This is a genomic window from Cyclobacterium jeungdonense (genome assembly GCF_010994275.1).
Classification (GTDB): domain Bacteria; phylum Bacteroidota; class Bacteroidia; order Cytophagales; family Cyclobacteriaceae; genus Cyclobacterium; species Cyclobacterium jeungdonense.
In genome coordinates, this window is record NZ_WMCD01000004.1 from 388,045 (window position 1) to 406,351 (window position 18,307).

General features: G+C 45.2%; 13 protein-coding genes. 6 read left to right on the forward strand and 7 right to left on the reverse strand.

Annotation, left to right across the window (positions count from 1 at the left end; all coding sequences use genetic code 11):
- Positions 1-4 precede the first annotated feature (4 nt).
- From GKS34_RS11220 to GKS34_RS11230, 3 genes are read right to left on the reverse strand one after another with little or no spacing between them, the layout of a single operon-like run.
- Positions 5-934, reverse strand: a complete 930-nt coding sequence (locus GKS34_RS11220) for an amidohydrolase family protein (protein ID WP_163384903.1) — start codon at positions 932-934, stop codon at positions 5-7.
- Positions 935-950: 16 nt separating this feature from the next.
- Positions 951-2,321, reverse strand: coding sequence for a TrpB-like pyridoxal phosphate-dependent enzyme (locus GKS34_RS11225; protein ID WP_163384904.1), 1,371 nt, complete (start codon positions 2,319-2,321; stop codon positions 951-953).
- Between the two features lie 30 nt (positions 2,322-2,351).
- The gene (locus GKS34_RS11230) at positions 2,352-5,684 is read right to left on the reverse strand and encodes a VCBS repeat-containing protein (RefSeq protein WP_163384905.1); all 3,333 of its coding nucleotides are present in this window, start codon (positions 5,682-5,684) and stop codon (positions 2,352-2,354) included.
- Between the two features lie 215 nt (positions 5,685-5,899).
- On the opposite strand from GKS34_RS11230, the gene GKS34_RS11235 reads away from it, so the two are divergent.
- The gene (locus tag GKS34_RS11235; RefSeq protein WP_163384906.1) at positions 5,900-7,414 is read left to right on the forward strand and encodes a hypothetical protein; all 1,515 of its coding nucleotides are present in this window, start codon (positions 5,900-5,902) and stop codon (positions 7,412-7,414) included.
- Between the two features lie 47 nt (positions 7,415-7,461).
- Here the strand turns inward: GKS34_RS11235 and GKS34_RS11240 are convergent, their stop codons facing one another.
- From GKS34_RS11240 to GKS34_RS11250, 3 genes are all read right to left on the reverse strand, one after another.
- Positions 7,462-9,066 (reverse strand): SusD/RagB family nutrient-binding outer membrane lipoprotein, encoded by a 1,605-nt coding sequence (locus GKS34_RS11240; RefSeq protein ID WP_163384907.1) that lies wholly within the window; start codon positions 9,064-9,066, stop codon positions 7,462-7,464.
- A 20-nt stretch (positions 9,067-9,086) separates the two neighbouring features.
- Entirely contained in the window at positions 9,087-12,311 is a 3,225-nt protein-coding gene (locus GKS34_RS11245; RefSeq protein WP_163384908.1) for a SusC/RagA family TonB-linked outer membrane protein, read from the reverse strand.
- A gap of 489 nt (positions 12,312-12,800) precedes the next feature.
- Positions 12,801-13,388 (reverse strand): DUF6992 family protein, encoded by a 588-nt coding sequence (locus GKS34_RS11250; protein ID WP_163384909.1) that lies wholly within the window; start codon positions 13,386-13,388, stop codon positions 12,801-12,803.
- Positions 13,389-13,532: 144 nt separating this feature from the next.
- On the opposite strand from GKS34_RS11250, the gene GKS34_RS11255 reads away from it, so the two are divergent.
- The 5 genes from GKS34_RS11255 (at position 13,533) to GKS34_RS11275 (ending at position 17,846) form a co-directional block, all read left to right on the forward strand.
- Positions 13,533-14,216 (forward strand): YggS family pyridoxal phosphate-dependent enzyme, encoded by a 684-nt coding sequence (locus tag GKS34_RS11255; protein WP_163384910.1) that lies wholly within the window; start codon positions 13,533-13,535, stop codon positions 14,214-14,216.
- Between the two features lie 11 nt (positions 14,217-14,227).
- The gene (locus GKS34_RS11260) at positions 14,228-14,611 is read left to right on the forward strand and encodes a DUF423 domain-containing protein (RefSeq protein ID WP_163384911.1); all 384 of its coding nucleotides are present in this window, start codon (positions 14,228-14,230) and stop codon (positions 14,609-14,611) included.
- Between the two features lie 8 nt (positions 14,612-14,619).
- A complete protein-coding gene (locus GKS34_RS11265) occupies positions 14,620-15,909 on the forward strand; it encodes a D-alanyl-D-alanine carboxypeptidase (RefSeq protein ID WP_163384912.1) in 1,290 nt (429 codons plus the stop codon).
- Positions 15,910-16,008: 99 nt separating this feature from the next.
- On the forward strand, positions 16,009-17,055 hold the full coding sequence (locus GKS34_RS11270; RefSeq protein ID WP_163384913.1) for a S66 peptidase family protein: 1,047 nt from the start codon (positions 16,009-16,011) through the stop codon (positions 17,053-17,055).
- A gap of 8 nt (positions 17,056-17,063) precedes the next feature.
- A complete protein-coding gene (locus GKS34_RS11275; RefSeq protein ID WP_163384914.1) occupies positions 17,064-17,846 on the forward strand; it encodes an SGNH/GDSL hydrolase family protein in 783 nt (260 codons plus the stop codon).
- A gap of 33 nt (positions 17,847-17,879) precedes the next feature.
- On the opposite strand, the gene GKS34_RS11280 is transcribed toward GKS34_RS11275, so the two are convergent.
- Positions 17,880-18,281: a DUF1573 domain-containing protein gene (locus tag GKS34_RS11280; RefSeq protein ID WP_163384915.1), complete on the reverse strand. Its 402-nt coding sequence runs from the start codon at positions 18,279-18,281 to the stop codon at positions 17,880-17,882.
- Positions 18,282-18,307: the final 26 nt, after the last annotated feature.

Below are 18,307 nucleotides of genomic sequence, written 5' to 3' on the forward strand. Positions count from 1 at the left end.
CAACTTAAAGATCGTAGACTTTTTCGGCATTTCGGTAGTATAATTTTTCCTTTTCTTCCGGTGATAATTTTTGAGAAAGGGAATAAAACGTTGCCATCCACTCGCTATAGGTGCCCGCTCGAAGTACCACCGGCCAGTCTCCCCCGAAAACGACCCTATCCGGACCAAAGACCTCAAGGACAGTATCAAAATAGGGCTGCAGACCATTCAATTTCCAACCCGCCCCGGCCCTGGTAAGCATACCGGAGATTTTGCAGTAAACCTGCTCCATGGAAGCGAAAGGTGCCAGGGAATTGGCCCAGGCTTCCCAGTCCTCATTTACAATATCAGGATTGGCAAGATGGTCTAAAATAAATACCTGGTCCGGGAAACTCTTTACCAGAGTAAATACATCATGTAATTGCCTGGGATTTACATTAAGATCATAAACCCAACCAAAGCGCCTCAAGAATTCGATACCTCGCAAAAATCCAGAATGTCCAAGCATTGGAGTTTTTCGTATGCCACGAACAATTTTCCTTTCTGCCATGACTTCCATAGCCCCCCGACTTTTCTCTCCTTTTTCCAACGGGAAGTAAGCGACCATTCCTGCTATCCGGGGATCCTTTTCAGATTGTTTCACCACCCAGTCTACCTCTTGTAAATACTGTTCGGGGACCCTGCCACATTCTACAAAAACCATCTTTGAAATGGGAAATGCGTCGCTTGCCTGTTGGTAATCCGGTAATAAGTGATTTTTTGCCAAAGGATTATCAGCCCCCTGTAGCCAGGGATAATCCATCTCTGACAAATTCCAAAGGTGAAGGTGAGTATCCACCAGGGGAATGTCTGAATGATTTTGGTCTCCTTGCTCAAAGGGAAAAAGGAATGTGGAATTCGATGCTAACGCACCGGATACCAACACTCCTTTTTTGCAAAAACTCCTTCTATTCATGATCTCCCCAAAACTGTCATACGGGAATCGTAGGTGTCCCTAGTTTGGCAATGGAAGCATCAATTTCTTCCTGGCTCAACTCATGCTGCCGTATTTTTCCAGCAAAATAATCGTCATACGCTTTCATATCAAAATTTCCATGACCGCAGAGATTAAATAAAATGGTTTTGGAAACCCCTTCTTCTTTGCATTTTTTGGCTTCCTGAATGGCAGTTGCGATTCCGTGGTTGGCCTCCGGAGCGGGTATAATTCCCTCAGCACGGGAAAAAAGAACCCCGGCTTCGAAAATTTCCAGGTTATCATGAGCTCGGGCTTCGATTAGCTGATCTTTGAGCAATTGGCTAACTATTACTCCAGCACCGTGGTAACGCAGGCCCCCTGCATGGATCGGAGCCGGAATAAAATCATGTCCCAAGGTGTACATGGGCAAAAGGGGGGTCATTCCCGCCGTATCCCCAAAATCATATCGAAAGATTCCTCTGGTTAATTTGGGGCAGGAAGAAGGTTCGCTGGCAATGCACCGAATCTTTTTACCCTCCTCCAGGTTCAACCGAAGAAATGGGAAGGATAGGCCGGCAAAATTAGATCCGCCACCAAATGGCGCAATGACGATATCAGGCAGATCACTTCCTGCTTTTTCCATTTGTTTGATCGCTTCCAACCCTATGATCGTTTGGTGAAGTTTAACGTGGTTTAGCACACTTCCCAGCGCATACTTGGTATCATCCCTGGTAGCTGCCATTTCCACCGCCTCCGAAATAGCAATCCCCAAACTTCCGGGAGAGTCCGGGTTCTCTGCAAGGATCTTTCTACCCGCCTCCGTCCGGTCTGAAGGTGAAGGGTAAACATTGGCCCCCCAGGTATTCATCATCATCTTTCGGTAGGGCTTATCATTATAGGAGAGTCTTACCATGTACACGTCGCAGGCAATACCGAAGTGCTGGCACGCAAAACTTAAGGCTGAACCCCATTGCCCTGCACCGGTTTCCGTGGTAATTCTTTTGATACCCTCCTGTTTATTGTAATACGCCTGCGGAATGGCAGTATTGGGTTTATGCGATCCTGATGGACTCACGCCTTCGTATTTATAATAAATTTTGGCAGGAGTATCCAGGGCCTTTTCCAGTCCATATGCCCGGTAAAGCGGAGTGGGTCTCCAAATGGAATACATGTTTCGCACCTCATCCGGAATAGTCACCCATTTATCGGTGGTTACTTCCTGTTTGATAAGTGCCTCGGGAAACAAGGGTGCCAAAGCGTCGGGACCGATAGGTTCCAGGGTGCCTGGATGCAATGGAGGTAATGGCTTGTTGGGCATGTCCGCAATAATATTATACCATTTTTCCGGAATCTCCTTTTCTTCTAAGTTTGTTTTTCTAATTTTCATTCAATAGTTATTATTTACGATTTACTGATTTTAATCGGATAATCTGTTTAATGGCTTGTTATCCAGTGAACGGTTAAGCAGGTAAGCTGCCACGCCTTGATTGTTTATTCCTACCAGCAATATTTTTAAATAGCTCAGGTCTATTACTTCAAGTGACTTCACGTCTCCCGAAAAAGTCAGGCCCGAGTCGGGAGAGGAAATATAGGTAAAGCCCCCATTTCCATTTCCCTCGTAGAGCTGCCCGAAATTGGCATCCATCACACCTAATCTCAATCTTGTTGTATTTTGATTACCCCCGAGCACAACGTCCAAGTTTCCGTCTTCATTGTAATCCAGAACTCCGATGGCATTAACGGGGGCAAATTGCGCTTCCCTGGGAAGTTCGTGCACTTTAAACGAACCGTTTTGGCTTTCCAGATATACTGTTCGCAATTCGTTAATCATTAACTTTTCAGCGTTTTCGAGCTGTTGGTCTGAAAATATATCTCCCAGCTTGGCCTCTGCGAACGATTCGTAGTCTGTAAATTTACTCCGCATGCCGTACATTTGATCCAATAACTCATCTCTGCTCATGTAGGGGTAAGGTTCTCCTTTGATATAGTGAACCATAATCGGATCCACGGATCCATTCCCATCAAAATCGGAATACACCAATGTCAAAGGCTCCGCATCGCTGGCTTTTAATTGGCTATTCAAACCAAAGTTTCCCGCGATCAAGTCCAAATCACCGTCTTCATCAAAATCCGCTGCTTGAAGGGCAGACCACATACCAGAAAGAGGCTGGTCAAAAAAGTCCTTAGTCTTGTTTTCAAATCCCTTGCCCTGTAGGTTAATAAACACACTGATAGGCATCCAGTCTCCGACTACCACAAAGTCCTCCCAACCATCACCATTCAAGTCCAAAACCTGAGCATCGGTAACCATTCCCATTTTATTCAACTCGGGGAAGATTTCTGCTGTCTGGTCATTAAATTTTCCTTGCCCGTCATTGACCAAGAAGTATGAATCGGGCGTTTTGGGATATTGCCCAGGTACCACCCTTCCTCCAACAAAAAGGTCCTGGTCTCCATCCTTATCATAGTCAATGGCCTTCACTACCGACCCGCTGACAGCCATTTCCGGTAAAGCCGTGTTTGATTTCCTGAAATTTCCCCCACCTTCGTTCAGGTAAAGCCTGTCTTGCAATTCGGGGGAGTCGCTAGCAAAATCATGGTATCCTCCACTTACTATGTAAAGATCCAGCCATCCATCTCCATTGGCATCAAAAAACAAAGCATCCGAATCTGCACTTTTGCTATCTCCGGACAAATCCAATCCCTGAGATTCTAAAAATTTACCGGTTGACACCTGAAAATACAATTTCCCGGGACTACCCTCGGCTCCTCCCACGAAAACATCGGTAAATCCATTCTTATTGACATCTCCGACGGCAATGACAGGTCCGTTAGGGGAAAGCATGTAACTTAGCAGGGGCTGCCGTTTGAAATCATTGTAGCCGGGCTCCTGATGGGAATAGGAAATTGGAGAGACGATGGGACTGAAAACAGGATTTGAGTCAACTAGTATCCGGTCAAAACTACCCAAATCTTCTTTTTCCTCCAAAATCAATAGTTGGTTTGGGGTTATATTTTTTAACCATTGCTCTTTTCCCTGTGGCCAGACAAGGTGCAGGGAATCTACCACTTCCAACGATCCAAGTCCAAAGTGGATCCTGTGGCTAACCGACGACTGAAATCCTCGCGTGGGTTGTTGCTCCATGTACTGGGTACCGGATTTTGTATAGAGCGTCACCCTCGCTCCTATACCAGAAGTGTTTTTGCCAGCGCCCCGCAGCGACAATTGTAGAAAATTTGCCTTTCCATCACCGTTGCTTGCCTTGTTTCTGAAGATACTGGCCGTTTCATTCAAGTGATTCACCACCAGGTCCAGATTGCCGTCATTGTCCAGATCCGCAAAGGCCGCCCCATTGGAAAAAACAGGGGTTTCCAAACCCCATTCCTGCGATTTATCGACAAATTCTTTGCCAGATAAATTCTTGAAAAGGTAATCATGAACTGGGGTAGAACTCATGGTCGTAACGAGGTGAAGTGTATCCGCCTCCTCTTTTGCTCTGGCTTTATTGAAATAATAATCCCCCTTGTATTTCAAAAAATCCCTATTAGTATAATCTCTGTAGTAACCATTACTTACAAAAAGATCCTTCCATCCGTCGTTATCAAAATCTGCAAAAAAGGCGGCCCAACTCCAGTCTGTATTGGAAACTTGGGCTAATTGGCCAATTTCACTAAACAAACCTCCGCCCTGGTTGAGGTGCAGCATGTTTCGCATGTTTTGATGGTAAAAGCCCTTCATGACCATCAACGCATATTGCTCGTAATTTTCCGGCCCATAGAGGAGTTTTTGCCGTTTGTTATCCTCTGGAAGCATGTCCAACGTGAAGATGTCCGGCAATCCGTCGTTGTTAACATCACTAATATCGGAGCCCATGGAGAAATAGGAAATGTGTTGTAAATAATCCGATAACCTTTCGGTAAAGGTTCCATCTCCATTATTGATATACAGATAATCGGGTTCGATATAGTCATTGGACACGTAGATGTCCGGATAGCCGTCTCCAGAAACATCAGACACAGCCACTCCTAATCCAAATCCCATCGAGTTCCCCTTTATGCCAGCCTGTTCACTCACATCAGTAAAAATCCCCGCATCATTCCGGAACAATTTATCACCGGCATAAGGGTTCCTGTCCTTTCTTTTGGCATCAAAATCAATTTCATTGATCACCTGAGTATTGTGATTGAGCAGGTACATGTCCAAATCTCCATCCAGGTCAAAATCAAAAAACACTGCCTGAATACTATTTGCGGGATCCGCAAGCCCAAACTTCTCGGCAGCCTCCACGAAAGTCCCGTCTTTTTGATTGATAAAAAGCTCGTTTTTTCTTGTTTCGGGAGCACCCTTCCCGGAATAACATACGTAAATATCCAAGAAACCATCCCCATCAATGTCCACCATGCTGGTGCCAGTAGTCCAGGCTTCCCTTCCCCCTACTCCTGCAGATTTGGTAATATCAATAAATTTAAAATCCCCCTCGTTCAGGTACAAGCGGTTGGTACTCATGTTCCCGGTAAAAAAAATATCATCCAATCCGTCATTATTGATATCTCCAATAGCTACTCCTCCTCCATTATAAAAATATTCATAGGTGAGAATATTAGAGGAGCGATCCTCTTTAAGGATGTTTTGAAATTTTACCCCTGTTTTCCTTGCAGGTAATTTTTCAAAACCCTGACCCAAAACTCCACCAAGGGAAAATACCAACAGTAATAAGCCTTGTACGCAATGGTATGAAAACTTGTCCATCTTTTGTCCATTTATCCGCTTAGAAAAGGAATGATCCATAATCCACGGTTTTGGGAGTTAAATTACATTTTTTCGGATGATATCCCAACAAAATACAAACATTCCCCTAACATAGAGAGACAATATAGACTCACACTGAATAAATTTTGCTAATAACCAATTTTTTGCCAATAATAAGTATCTTGAGTGTTTCTAGAGAATCAACGACGCTTTTGATGAGAAGATTTGGTTTAATCTATTGGCCAGCCCGGTATGCAGTATGGAGTCTGGCTTTGATCATGCTTTCCTGCCAGAAAAAGGATAAAAGTGCCCTGATTTGGGATGCCCGGTTTCCCGTGATCGGGTCCCAATCTTCCCCTCGGCCCATGGACCTCAACGGGGACGGCATTCAGGATTTAGTGATGGGGGCTGGGAAAAACGAATTTGAAGCCAGTGCTTATGGGATCATCGCCATAGATGGCGCCAACGGGGAAATTTTGTGGCACCATGCTGCGGAAGATCAGGTATTTGGCTCCGCATCTTTTCAAGACGTAAATGGAGACGGAACACCGGATGTTTTTATCGGAGGACGTGGTCCTTATCTCAAGGGTATAGATGGACGGAGCGGTGATCTTATCTGGAAATTCGACACCCTTTCCCACCAACACCATCCGGTACTTCGGCATGGGCGTTTCAATTTTACCAATAGTGTCTGGATACCTGATCAGAATGGAGACGGACTTGATGAACTACTGATCTGCAATGGTGGGAATTCAAAAGCAGCACCTTACGAAACGAAGGATCGGTATCCGGGTATTTTGATGGTTATCAACCCATGGAACGGCGACGTATTGGCCGCAGACAGTATGCCGGACGGAGGAGAAACCTACCTGTCCCCAGTAGTAATTCCCGGAAATGAAAATGAAGACTATCGGATTGCTTTCGGTACGGGCGGAGAAACCATTTCGGGGAGCCTTTACCTGGCCAACCTGAAAGACTTGATGAAAAACGACTTATCCAAAGCCAGAAAGCTGGTTTCGGAATCGGGTCATGGATTTATAGCGTCACCGGTATTAGTCGATTTGGATCGGGACGGGATTCTGGATATTGTAGCGATTTCACACAGCAGCTCCATTTCGGCCATTTCAGGAAAAACCCTGGACTTGCTTTGGGAGCAAAACATCCCGCATACCGAGTGTAGCAACAGCTTTGCTGTTGGGCAGTTTACCGATGATGACATTCCGGATCTTTTTACCTTTGTTAGTAAGGGCGTTTGGCCCGAAAATACGGGATCTGTTCAGGTCTTGATAGATGGAGAAACCGGAAACGTAGTCCGGCAGGAAGAATTGGGATGCACCGGTTTTTCCTCTCCCGTCGCTTATGACCTGAATAGGGACGGAATCGATGAGGTGCTATTCAGCATCAATGATTACGACTGTGAGCGAGCCATTGACGATGAATCTGCCTTTTTAATCGAAAACAAATTGCTGATAATGGATTTTGCCTCTGGTGAATTGCATACCCTGGACCAATCAAAGGGCTTTAAAAATATATTTTCTACTCCCTGGATTGGAGATCTGGATCAGGATGGTTACCTGGACCTGGTTCACTGCCAGTATTTCAGCCATACCGATATTTTGTCATTTTTGGGAATGCGGGTAAAGCGAATCGACCTTCCCATTAAAGTCCGGGAGGCACCCGTATGGGGAAGCCTGATGGGTTCAGAAGGAGATGGCATCTACCAAAAATAAGAGGCTGCTATGGCAGCCTCTTATTTAACTTCGTCCATTCATCTTACTCAATCAGCGGTGTCCCACCAAACCCGAGTGGTAAAAATATCCGGCAAGGTAGCTCCCGCCTGAAAGTTTTCGTTGGTTGCGACTTCTGCAGCTGGGTACCTTAGTTTCCTCATGATCTGTCCTTGGGTAACATTTCCAGGATAATCGGTAGGAGTTAATTCCGGGTAGCCTGTCCTACGCCAATCAGACCAGGCTTCCCACCAATTAAAGAACTTGCTTACCCACATTTGCTCTCCAATCATTTCCAAAGCGGGCTTTTCTACCCCATAAGGATTTCGGGCCAGATACGCATTCACCTGATCATCGGAAATTGCCAGTTCGTCATCAAAGAACGTATACATTTGCATGGCTCCTTTTACACCCTCGTTAAAATGCTCCTCTGCTGACCCCGGAATGCCCGATCCGATTCCTCTTTCCAAAGCTTCGGCTTGCAGGAATGCAGATTCCGCAAAATTCATCAGCATGTAGGGGCTATCACGCTGCAACATAAGGTAGTTGATTCTGGAATAGGTAGATACCTGATCGACTGGTCCGCCTTCAATCTCCTCCAGTCCGGCAGCATCATACCCATTGGGCATGCCTTTCTGCTCCAAAGGGTTGGTGTTGATCGGCGACCAACTAACAGCGGACCAATCGGCAATGCCCCCACTTAATACCATCAGGCGGGGATCTACCTCGTCAGCGGTAGTGGCACCATCTTTAAGCCAATCAACCAGCGTTTCGCTCAAATAGCTGGGTTGTCCCCCATCGCCGGGGTAAAATGCCCTGGAAATTCCATTCTGATTAATCCATAAACTAGGTCCTTCAGACATAGGCACCCAGGCATTGTCCTCATTACTCTGCATAACCCCGCCTGCAATAGCTTTGGTAACGTATTCGTTAGCTAATTGTGGGGCCACATCGGAGACTCGCATGGCTAACCGCAGCATTAAAGAATAGCCAAAGCGCTTCCATTGGGTAATGTCGCCATCAAAGATAATGTCCGCCTTGGCAAATCCATCGTCAGGATTCGATGCACTGATGGCCGCGGTGGCTTCCTCTAACTCCTGAAGCAGGTGTGGATAGATTTCAGACTGAGGATCGTACTCTGGAAAGAACACCCCATCCATCCCCTGGAGTGCACCGAAATAAGGTATGTTTCCATAAAAATCCGTTAGTCTATGAAAATTCAAAACACGCAGGATGCGGGCAGCGTTTCGGGTATTAATTTTATTTCCTTCGTCATATCCACCGGGACCGGTTTGCCGGATTACTTCTGAAATATTCTTCAAGGCATCACCGTAGAAAAATTCAAAGGGAGCATTGTTAGACTCGAAGTTTTCTGTGTATTTATCACCGGGAGCAATGCCCCCACCTGCATTTGCGAGGTGTTGGATCAGGTAGGCCGTCATGCCGATGTTGGTCCTCCAATCAATGTACCGATTATCACCGGCGGAACCACCGGAGGCCGAACCGAGTTGAGCCGCAGTAAACATGAAATTGAGATCAATCTCATTGACTGCCTGCGGGTTGATATTCAGGTCGTGTAACTCCTCCGTATCACAACCAAACAGGGAAAAACAACCTGCTAGTCCGATTAAGAGAAACTTATTTATATTTTTCATAGTATTGTTTCCTTTAGTAATTAAAACGTTGCTCTTACATTGAACCCAAATGTTCTGGTCTGTGGCATACCGAAGTAGTCCAGTCCTTGCCCATTACCGGATGAATACCCGGATTCAGGATCGATGTTTTCCACATTTTTCCAAAGAATGGATAAGTTTCGGCCAACAAAAGACAGGTTCAAATTCGTGAATGGAGTTTTGTCCATGAGACTCCTTGGGAAATTATATCCTAACGTCACCTGCCTTAATTTGGCAAAAGAGCCATCGTACACGAAATAATCCTGTACCCTGTTCCCCATCTGGTTCCAATAGTTATTGGCCTCTCCGGGCGAGAGTGTTTTGGAAAATGATTCGTATATCGGAGTGCCGTCGGTAGCCGTGCCGGATTGGATGACACCGGAAACGGTAAGTGGCTCCTCTCCAGCCCTGCCCTGCAAGGTCTGCTTATGTAATCCCCATTGGGTAAGCCTTACGTTAGTTCCGGAATACAAATCTCCCCCTAGTCTGAAATCAACCAGTGCTGAAAGATTAAAACCCTTAAAAGTGATACTGTTGTTTATTCCACCAGTCCAATCCGGAATACCGTTTCCTATCACTTCCATTTGATCGGATTGTACCGGTGCCCCGTTTTCTTCAAAGACCGGTTGTCCGTCCGGAGACTTTTTCTGAACCCAACCGGCCAAAACGCCGAAAGGATGGCCGGTTCTGTGTTGCACAAATACCGTTCTGGTTCGTGGTTCTTCCACATTCAGTATATCACTACCTTCAATCAGGGAAATTACCTTATTCCTGTTTCGAGCCACGTTGAAGGAAATGTCCCAATTAAAATTATTAGTTCGAATGGGAGATCCGGTCAGCAATATTTCGATTCCTTTGTTTTCCATTTCTCCCAAATTGACCAAGGTAGATCCAAATCCAGAGGATCTGGAAACCTGGGCATTTAACTGATCATCTGTACTTCTCTGATGATAGTAGGTAAAGTCCAGCCCCAATCTGTTCTGATAAAAACGCACATCAAAACCAGCTTCAATCTCGGTAGACAGCAATGGCTTCAGGAATCGGTTTGGAATAGTACCTGCATTGCCTCCAGCGGTAGCAAAGGAAGCCATGGCCACCTGATTGCCACTATGATCTACAGCAGGAGCTCCTAATAAGGAATACACATTTTGAATCTGGTAGGGTCCCACCGTGGAATTACCTACTCTGGCCCAGGATCCTCTGATTTTGCCGAAGCTTAACCAATTGGGCAACTCGTTCAGGGCATCTGAAAAGACAAAACTACCGCCAAGGGAAGGATAGGTGACATCATTGAATTGCGGATCCAACACCGAGAACCAGTCCGTTCTGCCGGTAGCAGTCAGGAAAATAATATTCTTGTAACTTACTTCGGCAGATCCAAATACGGAATTGATGCCCCAGCCCGAATAGCCATAGCCAAAGTTTCTGGTCACCGTATTGTTGATGGCATGAAAGAAAGGCACATTGAATCCCTGACCGTTGGCAGAAATGGTTTCATCCTCTCTTCTCATTCGATTAGCTCCTATAAAAGCGTTCACTCCGAAATTTCCAAATTCCTGATTGTAACCCAACATGGCCTCCAGGTTGATCTCGTTTACTCTTCGCTCACTTTCGCTCATGCTACCATTTCTTTGGTATCCGGTTCCTTGTGGAGTAAGGGTGGTACCCCTCCGGGTATACCAATCCATACCTGCTCTTCCTGACAGGTAGAGGTAGTCGGTGATGTCATATCTCAAGGACCCGGAGGTAATGATCCTGTCCCGGGTATCGTTGATCGACAATTGATGGGTAGAAAAATAAGGATTTTGTCCCCAAGGATTATTGGTCATCAAGTATTCTTCCTGTTCGGCAAAGCCCCAGGTACTGAGTAGGGCCGGATCGGTACCTATCGGTATGGTTCCCAATCGATTAAGAGATCCTTTCCCCCACTCTACATTTACATTAGGCGGAAGGGCAAAAATCGACTGAAAGGCATTTCCGGGAGAATCCGAAAGTCGCGGACGGTTTTGAGTTCGCTCATTGGAGTACAAGACTTTTGCATCGAAGGTCAGTTTTTTTCCAAATTTACCATTTGTGGCAATGGACATATTCAGACGGTCAAAGCCAGCATTTGGCACCACGGACGAACTTCTCATGTCCGTTGCGTTGAATCTAAATGTTTGCGTGTCACTACCGCCAGCCAGGGAAATGCTATTTGTATATGCGGTGCCAGTTTGATAAAAACGATCCCAATTGTCACCTGCGTATACATAAGGTCGTTCCACCCCGTCAAAATGCATGGAGGTCCCCGAGCCTAACGGTTGCCCCCAGGCTTGTGTACCCCAATCGTAACCTTGACGCACCGTGGTAGGTCGTTCTGCAGCTCCGGTGATCAGATCTCCCTGGAACCGTCCGGAACCAAATTCGGTCTGTAAATCAGTTTGCTTATTAATCCTTTCGAACACCACATTTGAATTGATTTCCACACCGATACCCCGTCTGGCCGTTCCTCTTTTTGTTGTTATCAAGATTACCCCATTGGCAGCTCTCGAACCGTAAAGTGCCGCAGCACTGGCTCCCTTAAGCACGGACATGGATTCGATATCGTCTGGGTTCACACTCGTCATACCGTCACCTTGGTCAGCACCTCCCCAAACTCCTGCCTGTCCAAAATTGGTGTTGTCCATCGGGACGCCGTCGATTACATACAACGGCTGATTACCACCTTGAAGGGAGGTATTTCCTCGGATGATCACCCGGGAGGATCCGGCTGGCCCAGAGGCCACGTTGCTGACATTTACTCCAGCAACCCGGCCCGCAAGTTGGTTGGCAATGTTATTTTCCCTGGCCTGTGTAAATTCTTCTCCACCCACTTCCGTCATCGAGTACTGAAGTGCCCGGACGTCTCTTTCAATACCAAGCGCTGTCACAACAACTTCCGATAATTCGGCCGCATCTTCTGCCAGGCTAACATTAATGGTGCTCCGGTTGCCTACCCGCTCTTCCACTGTCTGAAAACCCAGAAAGGAAAACACGAGCACCGTCTCTTCACCCGGCACATTTAAACTGTAATTTCCATCCACATCCGTTGCCGTACCTGTAGATGTTCCTTTGATCAATACCGAAACTCCCGGAAGTGGCATCCCATCTGACTGGTCAGTCACCTGCCCGGAAACGGTTTGTGCCTGGGTACTATAGCCCATTGCGGACGATAGTATCAGGCAGACAATAAGTAATAGGTTTTTCATAATAGATAATTTTGGATTTGAAATTGTTTTTTTCCAAGCATTCTTCTACTCACTCCCGGTTTTTACATCAATGGAAAGGATATTTTATTGAAGGTCTGCTTACTCCAATTTAAATAACCTTAGCCTTAACCGGACCTTTGTCCAATTTTATTGATTAAAAATAGAAGATAGGTAGTCAAATAGTCATGAAAGTCACAGAAATGTAGAATTTTATTAATAGAAAAACAACGGTAACCCAACGTTTTTTTTAAGGAAGGGAGTACCTCTATATTACACAAACGGTAACCTAAAAATTAAAAATATTTTATTACTGAATGTCAGAATATCACTACATAATGATATACACTGGATTTGAATAAAAATATAAAATGTAAATAAAAATTTTAAAATAAAATATGATCTGTAAAAAATACCTTTTTAACTGTTACTTAAAATAAAAAAACCATTAGTCCTTATTCTAGAAAGAAAACTAATGAACGTCAACTCTTATTAAAATGTAGCTTTAATTCCCAGACCTGAGGTACTGAGATCCAGGTTTTGTATCCAGGGTTCAAATTTTTTTCCATTTTTGGATTGCAGTGCGTACAATATACCATCAAAAACCATCAAAAATGCCCCCTGAAGAATGACTGAATTTCCGAAACCGTGTAATTGTTCGCTTTCCAGCCTTTTGCCTCTTTCCTTCAAATACATTCCAGTTGCCATGTATCCGAAATCCAGGGCTGCATTGACCAAAAGAATTTTTTCTGATTTTTGTTGAGCTTTCATACTCTCCCACAAACCAATGGGCTCCCTGGATTTTTTGGCGTTGATATATCCCAGACCAGCAATCACCAAATTCACCGAATTCCAATAAAGGTTCATCTGATGGAAAGCCTTAGTCTTTCCTTTTTTACTGGCAGCACCGATCCCTGCCCAAACCATGTTTCCAGCCGCCCAGGTCCCTAATACCATCATTCCCCCGCTTTCAATCATGCTTCTGTGCTGGTTGACATCAGGAATGGATGCTTTCCCCTGTCCCTTACAAAACCCTCCAGTCAACATTCCGCCCACTAAAAGCAGTAGTTTCCATTTCATACGTTTTAAATTTACTTTAAAATTATTCATACTTAATTTTGTTTAATCTGGGCTCAGGTATTCTAGTTCACAAGTCGGTAAAAAGTGTGTATTTATCAATATACCCATATCTTTGTTTCGGAACAAAATAGGAATGTCAACCTTATGGAAAATTCGAACATACCCACTAACATCACTAATATTACCCGTTCGTTTGTCAACCCTGACTGCAGGCTGGTAGCCGTTAGTAAAACCAAGCCCATCTCAGCCATTAAAGAAGCCTATGAAGCTGGAATTCGGGATTTTGGAGAAAACAAAGTACAGGAATTAACCGAAAAAGAGGAACAATTGCCGGAGGATATTCGTTGGCACATGATCGGGCATTTGCAGCGAAATAAAGTAAAATACATCGCGCCCTTCGTTCACTTGATTCACAGTGTGGATTCCCTGCGCCTGCTCAAACAGATTAATAAAGAGGGACAGAAATTGGACAGGGTCATCCCCTGCCTGCTTCAGGTACACATCGCAAGTGAAGAGAGCAAATACGGCTGGGATGAAGAGGAGTTGACTACTTTTCTAAACGGAGACGAAATCAAGGAAATGCAACATATCCGCATTTTGGGTTTAATGGGCATGGCCACTTACACCGATGACACCGTAAAAATAAGGTCAGAATTTCGAGGCCTGAAAACCCTCTTCGAACGCCTTAAAGGCTTGGATTTACCCGATCAGGTTCAAATGAGTGAGCTTTCCATGGGTATGAGCGGAGACTATCGGATTGCTCAGGAAGAAGGAAGTACCATGGTGCGAATTGGGAGTGGGGTTTTTGGGGAAAGAAACTACGAGTAAATTATCGAAACATGAACGCAAAAATCATGCTGCAATTGGCAGCCATTTTCGGGGCTTTGGCAGTAATTTTTGGAGCATTTGGGGCACATGCGCTGGAGGCCTTATTGGTCAAAACAGGAAGGTTGGACACTTATGAAACCGCTGTAAACTACCATTTCTATTATAGTCTTGCCTTGTTGATGGTAGGGATTCTTTATCAACAAAATCCAACCATGACAGGTCTTAAATTAAGCGCCTGGTTTTTTTTAGGAGGAATAATTGTTTTTTCCGGGAGCCTGTACCTGCTCTGCCTCAGCCAGGTCACCTGGTTGGGAGCCATTACCCCACTGGGTGGCATTAGCTTTATATTGGGTTGGGCGTGGATATTCGTTAGTTTTAGAAAAGGAAATCAATAACAGTATATATGCGTAAAGGAAGCCTTCTAGGAGTTTTCATTGTTTGCCTATTAGTCCATACTTCCCCTGCCCAGGATGCCAAAGCAAGGTATTTGGGTCTGGAAAAGCTGTTGGGTGAGGGTTCCTTTTTTGATAATCACCTTACCGGATTCATGCTTTATGATCTGGACAGCCAATTGGTAAGGTATGACAAAAACAGCCATCTGTACTTTATTCCAGCCTCTACCACCAAATTGTTTACTTTTTTTGGGTCGTTGATGGTATTGGGGGACAGCACTACCTTCCTGCGGTTTATTAATAAAGAAGAAACACTTACTTTATGGGGTACCGGTGACCCTTCCTGGAAATATAACCCGCTCCCTTCTCCAAATCTTGAAGAATTTTTGTCCAGCTACGATACGGTGTACTTTTCCCACAGCAACTGGAAGGACGAGCCTTTTGGCTATGGCTGGCAATGGGACGATTACTACCATTCCTATTCTCCCGAAAAATCACCCACCCCCCTATTTGGTAACCTGATTCGCGCCAGAAACATCAACAACCGGCCCGTCATCAGCCCTACCTATTTCTCCGTAGAAACTTCCGAAAAGGCGTTGAAAAACGTGCAAAGGGATTGGCACAGCAATCGCTTTTTTTACAACCCCAGAACCTACAATGGCAGGGAAATGCGCCTACCCTTTATTACTTCGCAGGAAACTTTTGCAAGTCTGGCATCCGATGAATGGGGGGTAACGGTGATCCCATCTGATGAAAAACTCCCGCCTGATCATTATATATTAAAAGGAGTACCTACCCAGGCACTTTACAAAGAAATGTTACTGGAAAGCGATAATTTTATCGCAGAACAGCTGCTACTGCAAATATCGGATGAAGTCCATAGGGAACTAAACAGTGAGAAAGCGATCGAATACATAAAAGAGACTTATTTGTACGACCTGCCCGATGACCCACAATGGGTTGACGGTTCAGGTTTGTCCAGACACAACCTTTTTACCCCCCGAACCATGGTGGCTCTGGCGGAAAAAATATACCGCTTGTTTCCAGACGAAGAACTATTCCGGCTCCTGCCTACCGGCGGCCGGACGGGTACTTTAAAATACAACTACCAGGCTCCTGTTCCCTATGTGATGGCAAAAACGGGTACGATCAGCAATAATCATAGCATGGTAGGCTTTCTTAAAACCAAGAAAAATAAAGTGTACGCTTTTGCTTTCATGAATAACAATTACCCGCACAAAGCTTCTGTGGTGCGCAATGAAATGGAAAAAGTATTGCTTTATATCCGCGATAATTTCTAAATTCTGCCATGAAATCGAGCATGACGCAAGCGACTCCCGGAGGGATGATTATAAAACATGCGGGATTCCATATGACCCCTAGAAAACAACCATAATCGTATGAAAAAAAGAACCTTTATCAAAACCCTGGGATTGGGAATGGGATTTGGTTCGGTCGCAGGCATCCCAGCCTTTGCCAAGGATCAGCCTGCCACTAAAAATTTACTCCCCAAAAGAATTCAGCCCGGTGACCGGGTTGGTTTGATCAGCCCCTCAGCAGCAACCGGAGACATCATGGAATTTACCTTTGCCAGGGAAGCATTGGAGGCCCTGGGGCTCCAGGTGCAAGAAGGGAAGTACCTCACCGGCCGACGAGGTCATTTGGCCGGTACCGATGCAGAGAGGGCTACTGATCTGAATGAAATGTTTGGGAATGAAGCAATCAAAGCGATCGTTTGCATTAGAGGTGGATCCGGTGCAGCCCGAATTCTTCCCCTGATAGACTATCAAATGATCAAAAACAATCCAAAGCCGATTCTCGGCTACAGTGATATCACAGCCCTGCACAATGCCATCCATGCTCAAACCGGGTTGGTGACTTTTCATGGTCCCAATGGTTCCGGTAGCTGGAATCCATTTAATGCAGACCAGTTTCGAACCGTCTTTTTTGGCGAGCAGAATAGAATCACTTATCAGAATGAAACGGAGGATACCGATGATCTGGTAATTAAGAAAAACCGCATCCGGACCATTTACCCTGGTAAAGTCAGCGGGGAACTTGTGGGCGGAAACCTAACCGTTCTTACTGCTTTGGCTGGCTCCCCCTATCTTCCCGATTTTAAAGATAAAATCTTGTTTTTGGAAGATATCGGAGAAGAACCCTACCGCATCGACCGAATGATGAGCACCCTGATGCTGATGGGGGTTTTCAAGGATATCAACGGTTTTGTGTTTGGACAGTGTACAGATTGTGATCCGACTGGGGGCTATGGAAACCTGACCCTAGACCAAATTCTGGACGATTACCTCCTTCACCTGAAAATCCCCGCCTACCGCGGAGCCATGATCGGACACGTACCCAAACAGTTTTTGTTGCCCTTTGGAGCAAAGATGACCATGGATTCAGAAACAGGAATTCTGGAAACCAACGGTCCGATTTTTCAATAAAAATATCCATGGATTTTGTTAAGCTCAGCAGCCGATCCGGTCCCTTTCTCCTATCGCTGGTAGCTTACTGTAGCTTGCTAATTTCCTGCATCAATCAAGACAGCATGCATTCACCATCCCCGAAAAGCGAAACTTCCGAATCACCCAAAGAAATCAGCTATCTCGCCATGGGAGACAGCTACACCATTGGAGAGGGAGAAAAACCGGAAAATACCTACCCGAAACAGGTAGTAAGAATTTTAGAAAAGGAGGGATGGACATTTTCCAAAACTCAGATTTTAGCCAAAACCGGATGGACCAGTGGTGAATTACTGGAAGCCACTATTGCTCAGGGCCTGAAAGAAGAGCGGTTTGACTTCGTTAGTCTGCTCATAGGAGTTAATAATCAGTATCGGGGTCAATCCCCTGAACAATTTCAGACAGATTTACTGCACCTAATTGATTTGTGTCGCCTGCTAGTCAACGGTAATACCAGCCGAATTGCAGTACTGTCCATTCCGGATTGGGGGGTGACCCCTTTTGGTCAACGTGGCCCGCAGGAGATAAATAGGATTGCTGCGGAGATTGATTTGTTCAACCAGATCATTAAAAGAGAAACTTCTAAGATGGGGATTGCCTACCTGGAAATTACGGAAAGTTACAGAGGCAAAGGAGGACTGTCGGCGCATGTGGTAGCAGATGGACTACACCCTAACCAGCACATTTACTCAGATTGGGCCAGGGCACTTGCGTCAATTATTAAAACCGGAATCCTTAAAGACGTGGACAAAAAAAAACCTGACGAAAGGTAATCGCCAGGCTGTTTTATCAAAAGAAGTACCTACTTACCTGGTACTCTTTGGAAGTACATTAGAGATCATGGACACTTTTTCTATGGGCTCAGTAGCATTGGAGTAAATGCGTACCACGCTATTTTGCTTGCCCATTTTGCCGGCGGAATTGAAAGATACTTTAATCTCCCCTTTTTTACCAGGCGCGATGGGCTCTTTTGGCCAGCTTGGCACCGTACACCCACAAGTAGCTGCTACATTGGAAATGATCAGGGGAGCATTTCCTGTGTTTTCAAATTTAAACACATTTTCTACCTTATCCCCCTGGGTAATGTCTCCAAAATCCTTCGATGATTCTTCAAAGGTAATTACCGGCCCATCTACCGTCTTTTCCTGTGCCATGGCGAGACTTGCGCCAAAGACGATTGCCAATACAAATGTTACTAACCTTTTCATAGCTGTTTATTAGATTTAATTAATTC